General features: G+C 69.7%; 15 protein-coding genes. 10 read left to right on the forward strand and 5 right to left on the reverse strand.

What is annotated here, in order from left to right:
* Positions 1–109: 109 nt before the first annotated feature.
* The 5 genes from FV233_RS16475 (at position 110) to FV233_RS16495 (ending at position 6601) form a co-directional block, all read left to right on the forward strand.
* Entirely contained in the window at positions 110–994 is an 885-nt protein-coding gene (locus tag FV233_RS16475) for an ABC transporter permease (protein WP_147898083.1), read from the forward strand.
* A gap of 113 nt (positions 995–1107) precedes the next feature.
* Positions 1108–1743: a hypothetical protein gene (locus FV233_RS16480; RefSeq protein ID WP_147855497.1), complete on the forward strand. Its 636-nt coding sequence runs from the start codon at positions 1108–1110 to the stop codon at positions 1741–1743.
* A gap of 256 nt (positions 1744–1999) precedes the next feature.
* Positions 2000–4573 carry a TonB-dependent receptor gene (locus FV233_RS16485; RefSeq protein ID WP_147898084.1) on the forward strand — a complete coding sequence of 858 codons (2574 nt, stop codon included), beginning with the start codon at positions 2000–2002 and terminating at the stop codon, positions 4571–4573.
* 271 nt (positions 4574–4844) lie between these two features.
* A complete protein-coding gene (locus tag FV233_RS16490) occupies positions 4845–5198 on the forward strand; it encodes a hypothetical protein (protein ID WP_147855499.1) in 354 nt (117 codons plus the stop codon).
* A 341-nt stretch (positions 5199–5539) separates the two neighbouring features.
* Complete coding sequence (locus FV233_RS16495) at positions 5540–6601, forward strand: polysaccharide deacetylase family protein (protein WP_147855500.1); 1062 nt, start codon at positions 5540–5542, stop codon at positions 6599–6601.
* Positions 6602–6610: 9 nt separating this feature from the next.
* On the opposite strand, the gene FV233_RS16500 is transcribed toward FV233_RS16495, so the two are convergent.
* The 4 genes from FV233_RS16500 to FV233_RS16515 all read right to left on the reverse strand — a co-directional run bounded on the left by FV233_RS16500 (position 6611) and on the right by FV233_RS16515 (position 7994).
* A complete protein-coding gene (locus tag FV233_RS16500; RefSeq protein ID WP_147855501.1) occupies positions 6611–7057 on the reverse strand; it encodes a type II toxin-antitoxin system VapC family toxin in 447 nt (148 codons plus the stop codon).
* A 5-nt stretch (positions 7058–7062) separates the two neighbouring features.
* Complete coding sequence (locus FV233_RS16505; protein WP_147855503.1) at positions 7063–7302, reverse strand: type II toxin-antitoxin system Phd/YefM family antitoxin; 240 nt, start codon at positions 7300–7302, stop codon at positions 7063–7065.
* A 69-nt stretch (positions 7303–7371) separates the two neighbouring features.
* Complete coding sequence (locus FV233_RS16510; RefSeq protein ID WP_187193724.1) at positions 7372–7707, reverse strand: hypothetical protein; 336 nt, start codon at positions 7705–7707, stop codon at positions 7372–7374.
* Positions 7708–7787: 80 nt separating this feature from the next.
* A complete protein-coding gene (locus FV233_RS16515; RefSeq protein WP_147857771.1) occupies positions 7788–7994 on the reverse strand; it encodes a DUF2842 domain-containing protein in 207 nt (68 codons plus the stop codon).
* A gap of 182 nt (positions 7995–8176) precedes the next feature.
* Between FV233_RS16515 and FV233_RS16520 the strand changes: the two genes are divergently transcribed.
* The 5 genes from FV233_RS16520 (at position 8177) to FV233_RS16540 (ending at position 14853) form a co-directional block, all read left to right on the forward strand.
* Positions 8177–9274, forward strand: coding sequence for a COX15/CtaA family protein (locus FV233_RS16520; protein ID WP_147898086.1), 1098 nt, complete (start codon positions 8177–8179; stop codon positions 9272–9274).
* 147 nt (positions 9275–9421) lie between these two features.
* Complete coding sequence (locus tag FV233_RS16525; protein WP_147857090.1) at positions 9422–10105, forward strand: hemolysin III family protein; 684 nt, start codon at positions 9422–9424, stop codon at positions 10103–10105.
* 129 nt (positions 10106–10234) lie between these two features.
* Positions 10235–11431 (forward strand): glycosyltransferase family 4 protein, encoded by a 1197-nt coding sequence (locus FV233_RS16530; RefSeq protein WP_147857089.1) that lies wholly within the window; start codon positions 10235–10237, stop codon positions 11429–11431.
* A gap of 145 nt (positions 11432–11576) precedes the next feature.
* Entirely contained in the window at positions 11577–13088 is a 1512-nt protein-coding gene (locus FV233_RS16535) for an undecaprenyl-phosphate glucose phosphotransferase (RefSeq protein ID WP_147898087.1), read from the forward strand.
* Between the two features lie 580 nt (positions 13089–13668).
* Positions 13669–14853 carry a GNAT family N-acetyltransferase gene (locus FV233_RS16540; protein ID WP_147898088.1) on the forward strand — a complete coding sequence of 395 codons (1185 nt, stop codon included), beginning with the start codon at positions 13669–13671 and terminating at the stop codon, positions 14851–14853.
* 71 nt (positions 14854–14924) lie between these two features.
* Here FV233_RS16540 and FV233_RS16545 read toward each other — a convergent pair whose 3' ends face one another.
* Positions 14925–17138 carry a GumC family protein gene (locus FV233_RS16545; RefSeq protein ID WP_147898089.1) on the reverse strand — a complete coding sequence of 738 codons (2214 nt, stop codon included), beginning with the start codon at positions 17136–17138 and terminating at the stop codon, positions 14925–14927.
* Between the last annotated feature and the right edge of the window lie 68 nt (positions 17139–17206).

The following is a 17206-nucleotide window of genomic DNA, read 5'->3' on the forward strand; positions in this document are numbered from 1 at the left end:
CCTTCGGGGGCCACCCTCCCCCGCAGAGGGGGGAGGGGGAGATGCGTGTTTCCGGCCCACGCCCTCGCTGCGAAATCAAAGGCGTGCCGTTCGACATGGGTCAGTTGACATGACGGCGCCCCTCGCCACGGCCGATCCCGCAACCTCGTCCCAAAAAAACGCCGGCATGGGCCGGCTGGATGCGGTCGGCTACCTGATCTGCCTCGGCGGCATCGTCCGGCGCGAGTTGCTGCGCTTCTTCAATCAGAAGGAGCGGTTCTTCTCGGCGTTGGTCCGGCCGCTGGTGTGGCTGTTCATCTTTGCCGCGGGGTTCCGCAACACCCTCGGGGTCTCGATCGAGCCGCCCTACCAGACCTACGTGCTCTACGAGGCCTACGTGGTGCCGGGTCTCGCCGTGATGATCCAGCTGTTCAACGGCATGCAATCGTCGCTCTCCATGGTCTACGACCGCGAGGTCGGCTCCATGAAGGTGCTGCTGACGTCGCCGTATCCGCGCTGGCTGCTGCTGTTCGCCAAGCTGATCGCCGGCGTCTCGGTGTCGATCGTGCAGGCCTACGCGTTCCTGGCGGTGGCATATTTCTGGGAGACCGACATCCCGCCGCTCGGGTACCTCACGGCGCTCCCGGCTTTCCTGGCCTCGGGGCTGATGCTGGGGGCGATCGGCCTGTTCCTGTCGTCGCTGGTCCGCCAGCTCGAGAACTTCGCCAGCGTGATGAACTTCGTGATCTTCCCGATGTTCTTCGCCTCGTCGGCGCTCTACCCCCTGTGGCGGATCCGGGAATCTTCGGAAACGCTCTACTGGATCTGCGAGTTGAACCCGTTCAGCCACGCGGTCCAGCTCGTGCGCTTCGCCCTCTACCTCCAGTTCGAACCGGTCGCCTGCGCGGTCGTGGTCGGCGTGACCCTCGCCTTCTTCGGCATGGCGGTCGTCGCCTACGATCCGGGCCGCGGCATCATGGCCCGGCGCGGCGGCCCGGCCGGCGACGCCACCTAGGGCCGCGTGCCGGATAGCGTACCCGGCCTGCGACCCTATCTCCTTATGACCGCGTGATGATTTCGGAAGACCGCTTTCCACCTTCCGCATCATGCCCCGACGGAACCCGCCCGATGCATAGCCTCGCCCGCCTCCTCGTCCCGGCCTTCGGGCTCGCCCTGATGACGGGCCCCGCGCTCGCGCAGCCCAGGCAGGACCCGGACTGGCCCTGCGTGCAGCGCAAGGTCGCGACCCTCAGCCCGGGGCAGTTCTGGACCGGGCCGGACATCGCCGCGGCCGGCGACTGGGGCAGCGACAACGACGCGGCGGTGCTGGCGCAGAAGATCGCGTCCCGGCGCACCGAGCTGTCCGAGGTCGGCCCGCTGCTCGATGGGTTCGTCGGCAAGCTCGGCGCCGACAAGGATGCCCGGGCCAAGTCCCTGACCCACGTCTACGCGGGGGTGTTCGAGGTCATCAACGGCGAGCGCGACAAGATCATGGGCGGCATCGCGCGCTACGCGCAGGGGCAGCGGCGCATGGCCGAGCGGATCCGCGACGAGGCCGACAAGATCAGCCAGACCAAGGACGCGCCCAGCGCCACGGACGCCACCGAGTTGCCGAAGGACCAGTCCGAGATCGAGACCAAGTTCGCCTGGGACCGCCGCATCTTCCAGGAGCGCAGCCAGTCGCTCACCTACGTCTGCGAGGTTCCGCAGCTTCTGGAGCAGCGCCTCGGCGAGGTCGCCCGCCTGATTCAGGCCCGGCTCTGAGGGGCGGCCGCGGATGGGATGCGGGCATTGCCTAATTATCCCGTCCGGTTTGCCGAATGATCCCTAAGTCGCTGAAATCGTTATCGAAACTGTTGCTGTCAAACCACGTGCGTCGACGTTCGAGTTCGGTATTTCCCAAAGGTTGCTGAAACACGGCGCGCGTGGTGTTCAATCAATTGTGTCCTTTTCCTTCACCCGCCAAGAGTGACGCCAAGCTCGGCTGAAACGAGCGTGGGTTCACGGCAAGGGGTTTGGGATGTCATTGAGGGGGCTTCGGAGCAGCCTGATCGCGTCGGCGTCGGTTCTGGGTGGGGCGATGCTGCCCTCGGCCGCGCAGGCTCAGAACGCCGTGACGCTGGGCGAGATCAGCGTCGTCTCGACCTCGCCGGTGGGTTCGGGCGGCGGCAACTCGAGCCGCGTGCAGAACCTCAACGGCCCGGGTGGGCTGGAGCCGGCCGGCTCGGCGCCGCCGCCGATCGGCCCGGTCCGCCTCCGGGGCAGCGAGCAGCCGCTCTACAAGATCCCCAGCACGGTCGAGACCGTCACCGCCAGCGACATCACGGTCGACCGCGGCACCGACAACGTCGTGGCGACCCTCGCCCGCCGCACGCCCGGCCTCAACCTGTCCGACTCGCAGGGCAATTCGAACCGCCCCGACGTGACCTATCGCGGCTTCACCGTCTCGCCGGTCCAGGGCGTGCCGCAGGGCCTGGCCGTGTACCAGAACGGCGTGCGCATCAACGAGGCCTTCGGCGACACCGTCAACTTCGACCTGATCCCGCCGCAGGCGATCCAGCGGATCGACGTCGTCACCGGCAACCCGGTCTTCGGCCTCAACGCGCTGGGCGGCGCGGTCAACATCCAGATGAAGAACGGCTTCACCTGGCAAGGCACCGAGATCACCGCGTTCGGCGGCTCCGACGCCCGCACCGCCGGCTACGTCGAGTACGGCAAGGTCTCGGGCCCGTGGAGCGTCTACTTCACCGGCGACGGCCTGAACGACCGCGGCTGGCGCTACGAGAGCCCGAGCACGATCGGCCGGCTCTACGGCGACGTCGGCTACCGCTCGCAGGATTCCGAGTTCCACCTGATCGGGCTCGCCGCCCGCAGCTTCTTCGGCGCCGCCGCCGCCACGCCGGTGGACTTCAGCCACCGCGACCCGCGGTCGATCTTCACCTACCCGCAGACCAGCACCACCGAAGTCGGCACGATCCAGCTCACCGGCCGGGTCGACGTGTCGCCGACCTGGGACCTGGCCGGCAACGCCTATTTCCGCCGCTTCAGCCAGACCTACGTCGACGGCAACGACGGCAACTTCGAGAACTGCAGCACCCGCTCCAGCTTCCGCGGCAACCTCTGCTTCGAGGACGACGGCTTCAGCCCGGGCGCCGGCCAGTCGCAGCTCGCCTTCCGCAACCAGTTCCTGATCCTCGGCCAGCAGAACCAGCGCGTCCCGTTCCGGTCCGGCATCCCGTACGGCACCCTCGACGTGACCAAGACGGAGGCCACGGGCTTCGGCGGCTCGCTCCAGGCGGCCAACCGCGACCGGGTGTTCGGCCTGCCCAACACCTTCCTGGTCGGCGGCAGCATCGATGCGGCCAACTACTCGTTCAAGTCGTCCAGCACCCTCGGCGTGATCAACCCGAACCTGTCGATCACCACCGATCCGAGCAACCCCTATTACGGCACCATCCCGGGCCTCGGCACGCCGCAGCTCCGCACCGCCGGCGCCCTCGGCATCGCGCCGAGCTCGGTCAACGGCTCGAACCTCTACATGGGCCTCTACACCCTTGACACCCTGGACGTGACCGACCGGCTGTCGCTCACGGCGGGCGCGCGGCTCAACTTCGCCCGCATCCAGAGCGAGGACCTGACCGGCTTCTCGCCGGACGTGACCGGCACCCATTACTACAACAAGATCAACCCGGTCGCCGGCCTGACCTACCGCTTCACCGACGCGCTGAACCTCTACGGCAGCTATTCGGAATCGAACCGCGCGCCGACGCCGCTGGAACTGGCCTGCTCCAACCCGGACCGGCCGTGCCTGCTGCCGAACTCGCTGGTGGCCGACCCGCCGCTCAAGCAGGTCACCGGGCGGACCTACGAGGTCGGCTTCCGCGGCGCGCTGCCGAACACCTATGACGGCGGCGTCATCAGCTACAAGATCGGCGCCTTCCGCACCGACCTGTCGAACGACATCCTGTCGCTCGCCACCCCCGGCAACACCGCCCGCGCCTACTTCGTGAACGTGCCCTCGACCCAGCGTCAGGGCATCGAGGTCGGCAGCGAGTACACGGCCGACTACCTCCGGGTCTACGCCAACTACGCCCTGATCGACGCCACCTTCCAGTTCAACGGCACCCTGTCCTCGCCCAACAATCCGCTCGCGGATGACGGCGCGATCAACGTCCGCAAGGGCAACGTCGTGCCGCTGGTGCCGACCCACCAGTTCAAGGCCGGCTTCGACTACTTCGTCACCCCGAACTGGCAGTTCGGCGTCTACCTCCAGGCCTTCTCGGCGTCCTACTTCCGCGGCGACGAGTCGAACCTGAACCGCAAGCTGCCGCCCTACTACGTCCTGAACTTCCAGACGAAGTACCAGGTCACCAAGAACCTCGAGCTGTTCGGCCTGGTCACCAACCTGACCAACAACCGCTACGCCACGTTCGGCACCTTCGCCGAGCCGGGCGCGGTGGCCGGCAACCTGCGGATCACCGACCCGCGGACCACGACGCTGTCGCAGCCGCTCTCGATCTACGGCGGCATCCGCTACGCCTTCGGCGCCGACCCGGTGCCGATGTCGGCCGAGCCGATCATCCGCAAGTACTGAATCCCGGAAGTACTGAAGCCGGGAAGTTCTCAAGCCGGGAAGTACTGACGCTGTCGAAGGCGTCGGGCCAGGGCGCTCCGCGCGGTCTTCGGACCGGGTGGGGCGCCCTTGGCGTTTTCAGCTCCCCGCCCGACGCCGGCCGTGCGGCCTCACGTCTCAGGAACGGGCCCCGGCGCCCCGCGTCTCATCCGGGAGCGCCAGAGGCGGCGGCCGGTCCTCGATCCGGCGACCCGCCTCCGAACCTGCGCGAACGATTTGGAGACACGCCTCGATGATGATGAGATTCGCCTTCGCAGCCCTGGCCCTCGCGGCCGCCACGCCGGCCTGGGCGACCCCGTGCGCCGACGAGGTGTCCACGCTGCAGAAGCGCCTCGACAGCGCGGGCGCCGCCGCTGTGACCGGCACGACGCCCCCCGGCGGCACGACCTCGTCGCATTCCGACAAGGCGCTCGCGACCCCGCCGGCCCTCACCAAGGGCGACGCCGACGTGAAGCCGACCGCCTCCGGCGTCGAGGAGGCGAAGAAGCTCGTCGCCAAGGCCGCCGCCGAGGACAAGGCCGGCAACGCCGAGGCCTGCCGCAACACGATCATGCAGGCCAAGGAAAAGGCCGGCGCCCTCCCGTAGGGTTTTTCGGGACGCCGGATACCTCGTCGGGACAGTTCCCCCCGCGACCTCGTCCCGGGATGCGTCCGCCCAGCCGGGGCTTCGATGGACCCGTTCCGGAGGCATGGTGTCTCCGGACGGGCTCCGTCGAGGCGGAACGTTCTTCGATCGGTTGCCCGATGGCCTCCGCAGCGTCGTAGGCTGCACCGGCAGCATGGCATCAGCGGTGTCGGATCGAGGCCCGTGTCGCGGGAAAATCCCGATCGCACACGCCGCCCGGCACCGCGCCACGTTCCGGTTTCTTTACTTCGTCGCGCGATGGCTGATCCGCCCGGGCCGTGTTGCCCGAGAGGGGCAACGTCATGATCTCGTCGCGTGCCAAGCATCGGGTGTTCGCGTCCGGCTTCCGCGCGATCCAGGCGTTCGGCGCTGATCGCTGGCTGGCTCCGGCCGCCCGCGGCCTCGGGGTGATCCTGACCTTTCACCACGTCAGCCCGGATCCGGTGCCGGCCTTCGCGCCGAACCGGCTCCTCAGCATCACCCCGGATTTCCTGGATCTCACCCTGCGCGAACTCGACGCGCGCGGCTTCGACATCATCGGGCTCGATGCGGTGCCGGAACGGCTGGCCGCCCGGGATTACGGTCCGCCCTTCGCGGTCCTGACCTTCGACGACGGATACCGTGACAATGTCGAGCACGCCCGCCCGGTGCTCGAGCGGCACGGCGCCCCCTGGACCCTGTTCGTGGCGAGCGGCTTCGCCGACCAGCGCGGGCGCCTGTGGTGGATCGAGCTGGAGCGGGCGATCGCGCGTCTCGACCGGGTACGGATCGACATCCACGGCCGCAGCCTCGATCTGCCGGCCCGCAACCCGCAGGAGAAGGCCCTGGCCTTCGAGGCGCTCTACCGCGACCTGCGCCGCGGCAGCGAGGCCGCGCTTCTCGACCGGATCGCCGACCTGTGCCGGCAGGCTGGCCTCGCACCGGGCAGGATCGCACCCGAACTGTGTCTGTCGTGGGATGAATTGCGGGCGCTGGGCCGTGACCCGGCGGTGACGTTCGGGGCGCACACGGTCAGCCATCCGATGCTCGCCAAGCACGATACGGCGACCGTCGCCCGCGAGATCGCCGAGAGCCGCGCCCGGATCGAGGCCGAGCTCGGCCGCGAGATCCGGCATCTGTCCTACCCAGTCGGCGACCCGACCTCGGCCGGCCCCCGAGAATTCGCCCTCGCCGCGGATCAGGGTTTCGCCACCGCGGTGACGACGAGACCCGGCCATCTGTTCGCCGACCATGCCGGGCATCTGCGCGCCCTACCGCGGGTCTCGATCAACGGCTGCCACCAGTCGCGGGCGGCGCTGGCGGGATTGCTGTCCGGCGTCCCGTTCCTGGCCTGGAACCGCGGGCGGCGCCTCAACGTCGCCTGACCGGATCGCTCATGCGATATCTGCCGGTAACGTGTCGTGCGGATCGTGCGCCGCCAAGCCAAGCGGCCGGAAGTGACGGACGTTACGCGTCAGGATCGTCCAGCCGCGACATAGCGCCGTCGCGCCGATGGCGAGGTCCGCCATGCCGGGGGCATGGCCTTCTCGCCTGGCCACGTCGGACAGGCGGCCGATACACCGGGCGATCTCGAGATCGATCGGCAGAATCTGAGCGCTGTAGAGGTGCAGCAGCGTCTCCAGCCAATCCGACAGACGCGCCGCCTTGCGAGAAGCGCCATCCCGGCGGCATTTGGCGATACCGTCCTCGATTTCGGCGATGGTGATCACCGAAAGGTGCAGGCTGGCGCTGTTTCGGTGCATCCAGGCGATCAGGTCGTCGGCCGGGATCGCCTTGGTTGGTGCGGCCGCCGAAAGGACATTGGTATCGACGAGGTACACAGGCGTCAGAGATCGATTCTTCTCAGCGCACCGGATCGCGGCGGAAGATCCTCCGTTTCGAGAGGCGCGGCCATCAGGAGCCGGCCGAAGGATGGGACCTGCGAAAGCCGTTGCCACTCTTCGAAGCTGAGCAGCACGGCCTCGGGCCGGCCATGGCGTGTGATGACGGAGGGTTGGCCCTGCCGGGCCTTGTCGATGACGGCCGAGAGCGTCGCCTTGGCGTCCCGCAACTGGATTTCCCGCATCCGACCCTCCACGACGACATCGGCATCGTAGGGGTGGGGATCGGCGCCGGCAACGCTGCTTGAAAGTCCTCAGCGCCGGCGGCGATGCCGGTAGCCGGTCGAGAACGAGGCGTATTGCCGGCCGCCCCGCCGCGAGCGGTACCGGCCGCGGCGGCCGGCCGCCGCCTCGACGGCCTCGTCCGCCTGGGGCAGCGCCTCGGCCAGGGCCGGGGCGGCGGCCGCGTCGGCCGAGGCGTAGCCGCCCGCCACGTTCTTGGCGGCCGGGCCGAACATCGCCAGGCACTGGTTGTAGGCCAGATCGTTCTTCAGCCGCTCGCACTCCCCGATCGAACGCGGCGTGCCCTGCGCCAGGGCGGAGCACGGCGCGAGCAGCACGGCGAGTGCGGCCAGATGCTTGAGGCGCATGGGCAAGCGATACACGGACGGGTCTCGGTTTCGGATCCGAGGCTTCTGCCGGCCGAGTGCGGCGAAATCGAGGGGTCCGGTTAACGGTCCGGACGCTCCATCCAGCGGATCAGCGGCATCAGCGGAAAGATCCACGCGATTCCGAGGATTGAATAGAGCACGGCCTGGATCGCCGCCGGGGTCTCGGCGATGCGGCTGTCGGCCAAGGCCATCGCCAGCGGCCCGTACAGGCAGACGAAGGCCAGCATCGCGACCGTGCCGATCAACGTGCGGGTGCGGCGGCGCATCATGGTTATCCGAAGCCCTGTCTCTCCCTGTGGTGAGACGGCTATCGCCCGTCGGCCCGGTTGGCAACGCGCGCAGCGCCGCGGGCTGCGGCGCCGCCGACGTTGCCCGCGTCCCGCGCTTCCCCTAACGCGTCGCGAGGGCCGGGACATCCGGGCCGACCGCGGAAGGGATGCGCGTGGTGATGAGAGTCTCGGGCGAGCAGCGATCGGGAGCCGTGCGGACCTGGCTCTACCTGATGGCGGCCCTCGTGGTCGCCATGGTGGCGGTCGGCGGCGCGACCCGCCTGACCGGTTCCGGCCTGTCGATCACCGAGTGGCGCCCCGTGACCGGGATCGTGCCGCCCCTGTCGGAGGCGGACTGGACCGCCGAGTTCGCCAAGTACAAGGACACGCCGCAATACAACATCCTCAACCAGGGGATGGGCCTGTCGTCGTTCAAGGTGCTGTACGGCTGGGAATGGGGCCATCGCGTGCTCGGGCGGCTGATCGGCCTCGTGTTCTTCCTGCCGCTGGTCGTGTTCTGGTGGCGCGGCATGATCGGCCGGCGCCTCGGCCTCGGGCTGCTCGGCCTCGGGATCCTCGGCGGCCTCCAGGGGGCGATCGGCTGGATCATGGTCGCGTCGGGGCTCCAGCCCGGCATGACCGCGGTGGCACCGCTGAAGCTCGCCCTGCACCTGACGACCGCCAGCCTGATCCTGGCCGGGCTGGTCTGGCTGGCGGCCGGCCAGCGCAGCGACGCGGCCGATCCCGCCCCCGGCCGCATCCGCCGGGTCGCCGCGCTGCTGCCGGCCCTGGTCCTGGTGCAGATCTTCCTCGGCGGCCTGGTCGCCGGGTCGCATGCCGGCCTCGTCTACAACACGTGGCCGGACATGGACGGCGCCCTCGTCCCGCCGGTGGACAGCCTGTTCGCGATCCGGCCCTGGATCGAGAACTTCGTCGACAACCACGCCCTGGTCCAGTTCGACCACCGGGTCAGCGCCTACCTGCTCGTGGTGGTCGCGCTCCTGCACGCGGTGGACGCGCGGATGACCGGTTCGGCCGGCGCGGCCGGGCGTGCCGCCGGCGTCGCGGCCCTGTCCCTGGCCCAGGCCGGCCTCGGCATCGCCACCCTGCTGCTGGCGGTGCCGCTCTGGGCCGCGCTGGCCCATCAGGTCCTGGCGATGGCCGTGCTGACCATGGCGGTGGTCCACGCCCGGCTGAGCCGCGGCACCGGACTCGTCCGCCGCCCGGCCCGGGAACCGGTGCTCGGCTTCGAGGGCTTGGTGGGTCGCGGCGCCTGATCAGGGCTGCGGCGCCACCGCCACGCACAACAAGTCTTTCACCACGCGGCAATAGAACCTTGGGATAAACGCCCCGTCAGCACTTTGCATAGGGAACGGTTGAGCCATCTTAAGCTTTAGGCTGCAGGCGTAGCAGGAGGCTTCATGATGTCTCTCGCGGAGGATGGTCGCCCGCTGACCCTGACGTGGCACTACACGCCGCGCGAGATCGTGGCGGACGGGGTGATCCACGGCCTCGGGGTGGTCTTCGGCCTCGCCGGCGCGGCGGCGCTGGTGGCCACGGCGCTCACGGCGCATCTCGGATTCGGCGAGCGGGCCGCGGTGGTGCTGTACGCCACCGCCCTGGTGCTGATGCTCGGCGTCTCCGCGGTCTACAACCTGTACCCGGTCAGCCCGCGGAAATGGCTCCTGCGCCGGGCCGACCACGCGCTGATCTACCTGATGATCGCCGGGACCTACACGCCCCTCGTCGCCCTGGTCGGCTCCGGCATCCGCGCCTACCTGCTGCTGGCGGTGATCTGGCTGGTCGCCCTGGTCGGGATCGCGGTGAAGCTGTTCCTGCCCGGCCGGTTCGACCGGCTCTCCATCGCCCTCTACCTGCTGCTCGGCTGGAGCGGCCTGCTCGCCTACGAGTCGGTGATCGCCGCCCTCCAACCCACCGCCCTGTGGCTGCTGGCGATCGGCGGGCTGCTCTACTCGGTCGGCGTCCTGTTCCACGTCTGGCGGACCCTGCCGTTCCAGAACGCGATCTGGCACGGCTTCGTGCTCGCGGCCACGGCCTGCCATTACGGCACGATCTGGGCCAGCCTCAACGGCCTGCCACTGACGTGAATTGATCCACAGCAGTAAAACTCCGCTTACCTTTCCGTCGAAAAGGCCCATCCAGACGGAGACCGTTTAAGTTTACTGCGACGGTGGCTGCACCACACTCTCGGGACTGTTATTCCCGGGAGCGATACCGTGGCTGTGAAGCCGAGCGACACCCGAATCCCCCAACGCCACCGCGTCCTGCACGTGTTCCGCGCGCCGGTCGGGGGCCTGTTCCGGCACGTGATGGACCTCGCCCGCCTCCAGGCGGCGTCGGGCCACGCGGTCGGGATCGTCTGCGACACGTCCACCGGCGGCGAGCGTGCCGCCCGGGCCCTCGCCGAGTTGAGCCCGTGCCTCGAACTCGGCCTCGTCCGGATCCCGATGCGGCGCAACCCGCACCTGTCGGACTGGACCTGCTTGCGGGCGGTCACCCGCCGGGCGGCGGAGGTCGGCGCCACCGTGCTGCACGGCCACGGCGCCAAGGGCGGCGCCTACGCCCGCCTGGCCTCCGCCACCGCCATCCGGGCCTACACGCCGCATGGCGGCAGCTACAATTACCGGCCCGGGAGCGCGCTCCACCGCACCTACATGGCCGCCGAGGCGGTGCTCGCCCGCAGGACTGACGCGTTCCTGTTCGAGAGCGAGTACGTCGCCGGCCGGCACCGGACCTTCGTGGGCGGCCCGGAGCAGGTGACCCGGATCGTGCACAACGGCATCGCCGACGCCGAGTTCGCCCCGGTCCCCCTGGCCGAGGATGCCGCGGACCTGCTCTATGTCGGCGAATTGCGCGAGGCGAAGGGCCTGCCCTTCCTGCTCGAAGCCTTGGTCCGGCTGCGCGCCGAGGGCCGGGCGCTGCGTCTGCTCATGGTCGGCTCCGGCCCGGATGCCGAGAGCCTGCGCACCATGGTCGAGCGGCTCGGCCTCTCGGACGCGGCCGCGTTCGAGCCACCGCAGGCGATCCGGTCGGTTCTGGCCCGGGGCCGGATCCTGGTCGTGCCGTCGCTCGCGGAATCGCTGCCCTACGTCGTGCTCGAGGCCGCGGCCGCCTCGCAGCCCCTGGTCGCCACCCGGGTCGGCGGCATCCCGGAGATCTTCGGGCCGATGGCGGGCGACCTCGTCCCGTCCCGCGACGCCGGGGCGCTCGCCGGCGCGATCCGTCAGGTGCTCGACGAATCCCCGGACGTGCTGACGGCGCGGGTCCGGGCGCTCAGCGAATCGATCCGCCAGCGGTTCTCGCTGGAGCGGATGGGGGCCGATGTGGTGTCGGGCTATGCCGCGGCGTTCCAGGCACGCGCGGACCGCCTCGGCGTCGAAGCCGGGAAGGTCGCGCAGGCCCGCACGGCGTAGAGGCCCTCGCGGACGGCCCCGCGTTTAGGATTTGCTATCAGGCTCGGATGCAAGAGTTTCCGTCTAAAGCCTGATCTGTTTCCAAAGTCCCGAAATAGATCAGGCGCCTATAGGCCGGGGGACATCGCCCCGGAGGAGCCGTTCGATGAGCGCGTTCGACATCCGCGATCTCCTTGAGGCCACCGGACCGCGCGACGGCCGGGCCGCGCTCGAGCCCGGCGACGGCGCGTCGTCGCCGGCCCTGGGCCCGGCCGCAATCTCGCCGGTGGTCGTGGCCGGCCTGGTGCGAGCCCTGGAATTCGGCCTGATCTTCAGCCTCGGCGCGCTCCTTCACCTGCTGATGCTGCGCGGCCGGGTACCGTTCGGGCTGAGCTATGCCGGCGCGATCGCCCTGGTCGCCGGCCTCATGATGGCGCTGACCCAGGCCTCCGGCGGCTACCGCATCGCCGCCTTCCGGACCTTCGCCAAGGCCGCGATCCGGCTGATCGCGGCCTGGTCGATGACCTTCCTGATGGTCGCGGCCATCCTGGTCCTCGCCAAGGTAGCCGACCATTACTCGCGCCTGTGGCTCGCCACCTTCTACGGCACCGGCCTCGCGGCGTTGCTGGCCGGACGTTTCGCCCTGTCCCGGGTGATCAACCGGCAGACCCGCGCCGGCCGCTTCGACCGCCGCACCGCCATCGTGGGCGGCGGCAAGCCCGCCGAGGACCTGATCGCCGCGCTGGAAGCCCAGAGCGAGAGCGGCATCCGCATCGTCGGCGTGTTCGACGACCGCAACGCCGACCGGTCCGCCGACCAGGTGGCCGGATACCCGAAGCTCGGCAACGTCGACGACCTGGTCGCCTATGCCCGGCAAGCCCGGCTCGACCTGATCGTGTTCACGATCCCGATCACCGCCGAGGCGCGGATCCTCCAGATGCTCGCCAAGCTCTGGGTGCTGCCGATCGACATCCGCCTCTCGGCCCACGCCGCCAAGCTCCGGCTGCGACCCCGGAGCTACTCGTATCTCGGTTCGGTGCCGGTGCTCGACGTGTTCGACCGGCCGATCGCCGACTGGGACGTGGTGGTGAAGGCGCTGTTCGACCGCTGCGTCGGCCTGGTCATGCTGCTCGCGCTGTCGCCGATCATGATCGCGGTGGCGCTCGCCGTCCGGCTGACGTCCCGCGGGCCGGTGCTGTTCCGCCAGAAGCGCCACGGCTTCAACAACGAGCTGATCGAGGTGTTCAAGTTCCGCTCGATGTACGTCGACCAGTGCGATGCCGGCGCGGCCAGGATGGTCACGCGCGGGGATGCGCGGGTGACGCCGGTCGGGCGGTTCATCCGCAAGACCTCGCTCGACGAGCTGCCGCAGCTGTTCAACGTGCTGAAGGGCGACCTGTCTCTGGTCGGCCCCCGCCCGCACGCGCTCCAGGCCAAGGCCGCCAACACCCTGTACGACCAAGTGGTCGACGGCTACTTCGCCCGCCACAAGGTCAAGCCCGGCATCACCGGCTGGGCCCAGGTCAACGGCTGGCGCGGCGAGACCGACACCTCCGAGAAGCTGCAGCGGCGCGTTGAGCACGATCTGTTCTATATCGAGAACTGGTCGGTCCTGCTCGACCTGCAGATCCTGATCACGACGCCGTTCGCGTTGTTCAAGACGGAGAACGCGTATTGAGGTTGGAGTTCGTAAGGCCGATCTGCGCCGATCGCTCAGCCTGAGGTGTGAGCGCGGCTTCGGCCGCGAAGCGCGACCGGGGATCCCGTTATCCCGCGTGCGGGGCCATGCGCGACGCGCTCTCCTCTCGCCCCCTCTGGCAACGGTTTACGTCGGTAAAGAATTTTATCTTCTGAGCCAGCGAAAAGCTCGGCCTTGTTCTCCAAACGGTGACTGGATCGAGGCGGCCACGCGCCGTCATCCCGGGGCCGCGCAGCGGAGCCCGGGATCCAGGGGCGCCGACGTGTCAAACGCTTGCACGGGTAGCGGTTCTGGGTTCCGGGCTCGCCTGCGGCGCCCCGGAATGACGGCGCGGGCTATTGGATATAACGAAGTCTCTGCAATCGAACGCGTCGTTCGATCGGGATCGCAGGCTCTAACCCGGTCAAAGAGCCCCGTGGGAAGATTGTATTAGCCAAGGTCGCGATTTGCCGTCGTGAGCCGAGTGTCTCGATGCTCAAGGTCACCGGGCATTCAGCGCGTGCCGCGCAAGGTCGGCGCTCGGCTCCGGGCCATGCCCGAGCAGGCGGGAGAATCGGATATGGCGACCGGCGTCCAGGTGGCGGGAACGGACATGATCGGTGCGCGTGCGTCCGGAACGCTGACGGCGGAAATCTTCTCCGACCTGGCCGCGGTCGAAGCCCTGTGGCGGCGGCTCGAGGCCGATCCGGCCAGCCTGCAGACGCCCTATCAGCGGTATGACTGGGTCTGCGCCTACCTGCGCGCGACCGGTACGGAGGCCGAGGCCCGCATCGTGGTCCTGCGGGATGCCGAGGGCCGTGCCCGCATCCTGCTGCCCCTGGTGCTCGCCCGGACAGCCGGGATGGTGGTGGCCCGGATCGTCGGCGACACGCACGCCAACTACCACATGCCGCTGTTCGCCACCCGCGACGCGGCCGCGATCTCCGCCGGGGAGGTTACCGCGGCTCTGATCCGCGTGGGACGGTCGGCCGGCATCGACGCCTACGCGCTGCAGCATCAGCCCCTGATGTGGGAGGGCGCGGCCAACCCGTTCGCGCAGGCCGGCGAGCCGGAGGCCAGCGACGCCTACGGGCTGATGCTGGGCCCCGACCCCGAGGCGACGGTGCGCCGCGTGTTCAGCGCCGACGCCCGCAAGAAGCTGCGCTCGAAGGAGAAGCGGCTGATCGAGGCCAAGGGCGCCCTGGCCTATCGCCGGGCCGAGACCGCGGAGGACGCGGCCCGGTATCTGACGGCCTTCTACGCTCACAAGGCGGTGCGGTTCGCCAGCATGGGCGTCGCCGACCCCTACGCCGACGAGGCGGTTCGCCGATTCCTGGCGGCGGCCACGTCCGGCGCCGAACCGGCGGTCGAGATCCACGTCCTGTGCCTTGCCGAGAGCGGTCGCGTGCTGGCGACCTTCGGGGGCGCCGTCAGCGATCACCGGTTCAGCGGCATGATGACGGCGTTCGATCCCGACCCGGAGATCGCCCGGTTCAGCCCGGGGGACCTGCTGCTGCAACACCTCGTCGGCGAGCAGACCGCCCGGGGCCGTCAGGGCTTCGATCTCGGCGTCGGCGAGGCGCGCTACAAGGCGAGCATCTGCGACGAGACCATCGGGCTGGTCGAGACTATCGTGCCGGTGAGCCTGCGCGGCCGGGCCTATGGGCTGATGCGGCTGGGCCTGACCCGGACGAAGCGGCGGATCAAGCGCGATCCCCGCCTCTACGCCGTCGCCGCGAAGCTGCGGACCTTGCTGCGGAGATAAAAACGGCCCGAACGGCTGTCATTGCCGTTCGGGTGAGCTGGCAGCGATGACGGACGCATCCTGGCGTGCGCTCACGCGGCGCGGAGGCGGAGCTCGGGATCCGTCGAGCCTGACTGCGCAACGTGCTCGGCCGCGCGGTCCTGCGCCACCAGGATCTGGCCGGCGCCCGCATCCTCCGCGATGGCGTAGAGGTCGGCGAGCGCCGGATCCTCGGCGGCGGCGTTCGACGCGATGATCACGGTGTCCATGTAGCCCGCCGTCAATTCGAGCAGGTCCACGGCGCCCGGCGCCGCATGAAGGCGGCAGACGACCCATCCGTAGGCCTCCGCCATGGCCTCGAAGGTCAGGCTGAGGGTGTCCGGCTCGTCGAACAGCACGTCGGCCTCGATGCGCCCGGCGGCGATCCGGTGCAGGCCGCTGTCGCCTGCGGGCTGGATCACGTCGAGGAAGGCCGCGTCGCCCGCGATGAGATCGCTGAACCCGCGCTCGGCCGTGGCGGCATGCGGATTGTTCAGGTCGATGGTGACGAGGCTGGCCTTGCGGCCCAGCGCCCGCACCAGGGCGTCGTGCAGCGCGTTCTCGCCCGGGGACGCCTCCGTCTCCATGACGAGGATCCGGTGCCCGGAACGGTCGCCGGGCAGGCGGGAAGCGGCCCCGATCCGGGCGATGAGGGGGGCGAGGTCGTAGGCCTCGGCCGGCATCCGGGCGACGGGCGCCGGGGCGGCCGCGTCCGCGTCCTCGGACCAGTGGGCCGGGGGCATCGCCTCCGGGAAGGCGAAGGTCGGGCGCTCGAGCTCGGGCTCGCGGCGGGGGCGCCGGTCCGAGGTGTCGAACGCCGCGTCCGATTCCTTGGCGTTCCGGCTTCCCTCGGCCAGGAGCGCGCTCGCGAGCACGCCGCCCACCGCCAGCATCAGCGTCACCAGCGTCGCGAAGCTGACGATCGGCAGCTTCTTGGGGAACGAGGGGACTTCCGGGGTCACGGCGCGCGAGACGATGCGGGCATCCGCGGGCGTGGCGCTCTCGCCGTCGCGGGCGGCCGCCTCGCGGTAGCGCGACAGGTAGGATTCGAGCTGCTCGCGCTGCGCCTTGGCCTCGCGCTCCAGGGCCCGGAGCTGGATCTCGCTGGTGTTGCCCTTGACGACCACATCCTGCTGGCCGTCCACCGCGGCCTGCAGGCTCTCGACCCGGGAGCCGGCGATCTTGGCGTCGTTCTCCAGCGTGCGCGCGATGCGCTCGGCCGACGTCTTGATCTGGGCGTCGAGATCCTCGAGCTGGGCGTGCAGCTCCTTGATCCGCGGATGGGCGGGCAGCAGCGTGCGGGACTCCAGCGCCAGCTGCGTCCGGACGGCGATCCGGTTGTCCACGATGCGCCGGACGACCTCGTTGTTGGCGACCTCGGTGATCTCGAAGGCGCGGCCATCCTTGATCAGGTCCTTGATCGCCTTCACCCGGCCGGCGAGGTCGGCCTTCAGGATCCGGGCCTGGGACAGCTGGCTCGACAGCTCGCCGAGCTGCTGGGTGGTCAGCGGCTGACCGGTCGCGCCGCCGCTGCCGACCAGGCCGTTCTTGGCGCGGAACGCCTCGACCTTCGCCTCGGCCTCCGCGACGCGCTTGCGCAGGCCGTCGATGTTGCCGCCGAGCCAGGAGGAGGCGTAGCGCGCGGTGTCGACCTTGTCGGCCTCGAGCGAGGCGATGTAGAGGTGCGCGATGGTGTTGGCGCCCTCGGCGGCCAGCTTGGCGTCCTTGGCGCGGAACTCGATCGTCAGGATGCGGGACTTGCCCGCCGGGAAGACCAGCAGGTGCTCGAAATAGGCATCGAGCACGCGGTCCTCGGCCGGGCGGTCGAGGGGGTTGGCGCCGATGCCCAGCATCATCAGCACGCGCTGGACGGGGCCGATGGCGCTCGAACCCGGATCGAACTCGGGGTTGCCCACCAGCTTCAGCCGGCGGATCGCCTCCCGGGCGAGGTCGCGGGACATGACCACCTGGACCTGGCTCGCCACCGCCTGCTCGTCGATCGGCGCCAGCTGGTCGGCGCGCTCCTGGGCGGTGCGCGCGAAGGCCGGGTCGCGGCTCTCGAGGATCAGCTTCGCCTCGCCGGTGTAGCGCGGGCTCACGACGTTGACGAAGATGCCAGCGCCCAGCGCGACCACCAGGGTCGGCCCGACGATCCAGCCGATCGACCGGCGCAGGATCTGCGGCACCTGCGCGAGGCCGACGCCGTCCCGCGGAGGGGTCCGCTGCGCGGGTGCGGCGATGGGCGAGCGCAGGCTGATACGAGACATGAATACGCTCTGAGCACGACGGCCGACGGGGCGGCGATCAGTGCCGCCCGGGCGCTATTAGAGGATGT

Source organism: Methylobacterium sp. WL7 (assembly GCF_008040085.1).
Classification (GTDB): domain Bacteria; phylum Pseudomonadota; class Alphaproteobacteria; order Rhizobiales; family Beijerinckiaceae; genus Methylobacterium; species Methylobacterium mesophilicum.

Bases quoted from the DNA above. Each gene is read 5' to 3' on its own strand.
- FV233_RS16495 (WP_147855500.1), top strand. From the start codon at position 5,540: ATGATCTCGTCGCGTGCCAAGCATCGGGTGTTCGCGTCCGGCTTCCGC.
- FV233_RS16525 (WP_147857090.1), top strand. From the start codon at position 9,422: ATGTCTCTCGCGGAGGATGGTCGCCCGCTGACCCTGACGTGGCACTAC.
- FV233_RS16475 (WP_147898083.1), top strand. From the start codon at position 110: ATGACGGCGCCCCTCGCCACGGCCGATCCCGCAACCTCGTCCCAAAAA.
- FV233_RS16545 (WP_147898089.1), bottom strand. From the start codon at position 17,138: ATGTCTCGTATCAGCCTGCGCTCGCCCATCGCCGCACCCGCGCAGCGG.
- FV233_RS16515 (WP_147857771.1), bottom strand. From the start codon at position 7,994: ATGCGCCGCCGCACCCGCACGTTGATCGGCACGGTCGCGATGCTGGCC.
- FV233_RS16480 (WP_147855497.1), top strand. From the start codon at position 1,108: ATGCATAGCCTCGCCCGCCTCCTCGTCCCGGCCTTCGGGCTCGCCCTG.
- FV233_RS16510 (WP_187193724.1), bottom strand. From the start codon at position 7,707: ATGCGCCTCAAGCATCTGGCCGCACTCGCCGTGCTGCTCGCGCCGTGC.
- FV233_RS16490 (WP_147855499.1), top strand. From the start codon at position 4,845: ATGATGATGAGATTCGCCTTCGCAGCCCTGGCCCTCGCGGCCGCCACG.
- FV233_RS16535 (WP_147898087.1), top strand. From the start codon at position 11,577: ATGAGCGCGTTCGACATCCGCGATCTCCTTGAGGCCACCGGACCGCGC.
- FV233_RS16540 (WP_147898088.1), top strand. From the start codon at position 13,669: ATGGCGACCGGCGTCCAGGTGGCGGGAACGGACATGATCGGTGCGCGT.
- FV233_RS16505 (WP_147855503.1), bottom strand. From the start codon at position 7,302: ATGCGGGAAATCCAGTTGCGGGACGCCAAGGCGACGCTCTCGGCCGTC.
- FV233_RS16520 (WP_147898086.1), top strand. From the start codon at position 8,177: ATGAGAGTCTCGGGCGAGCAGCGATCGGGAGCCGTGCGGACCTGGCTC.
- FV233_RS16485 (WP_147898084.1), top strand. From the start codon at position 2,000: ATGTCATTGAGGGGGCTTCGGAGCAGCCTGATCGCGTCGGCGTCGGTT.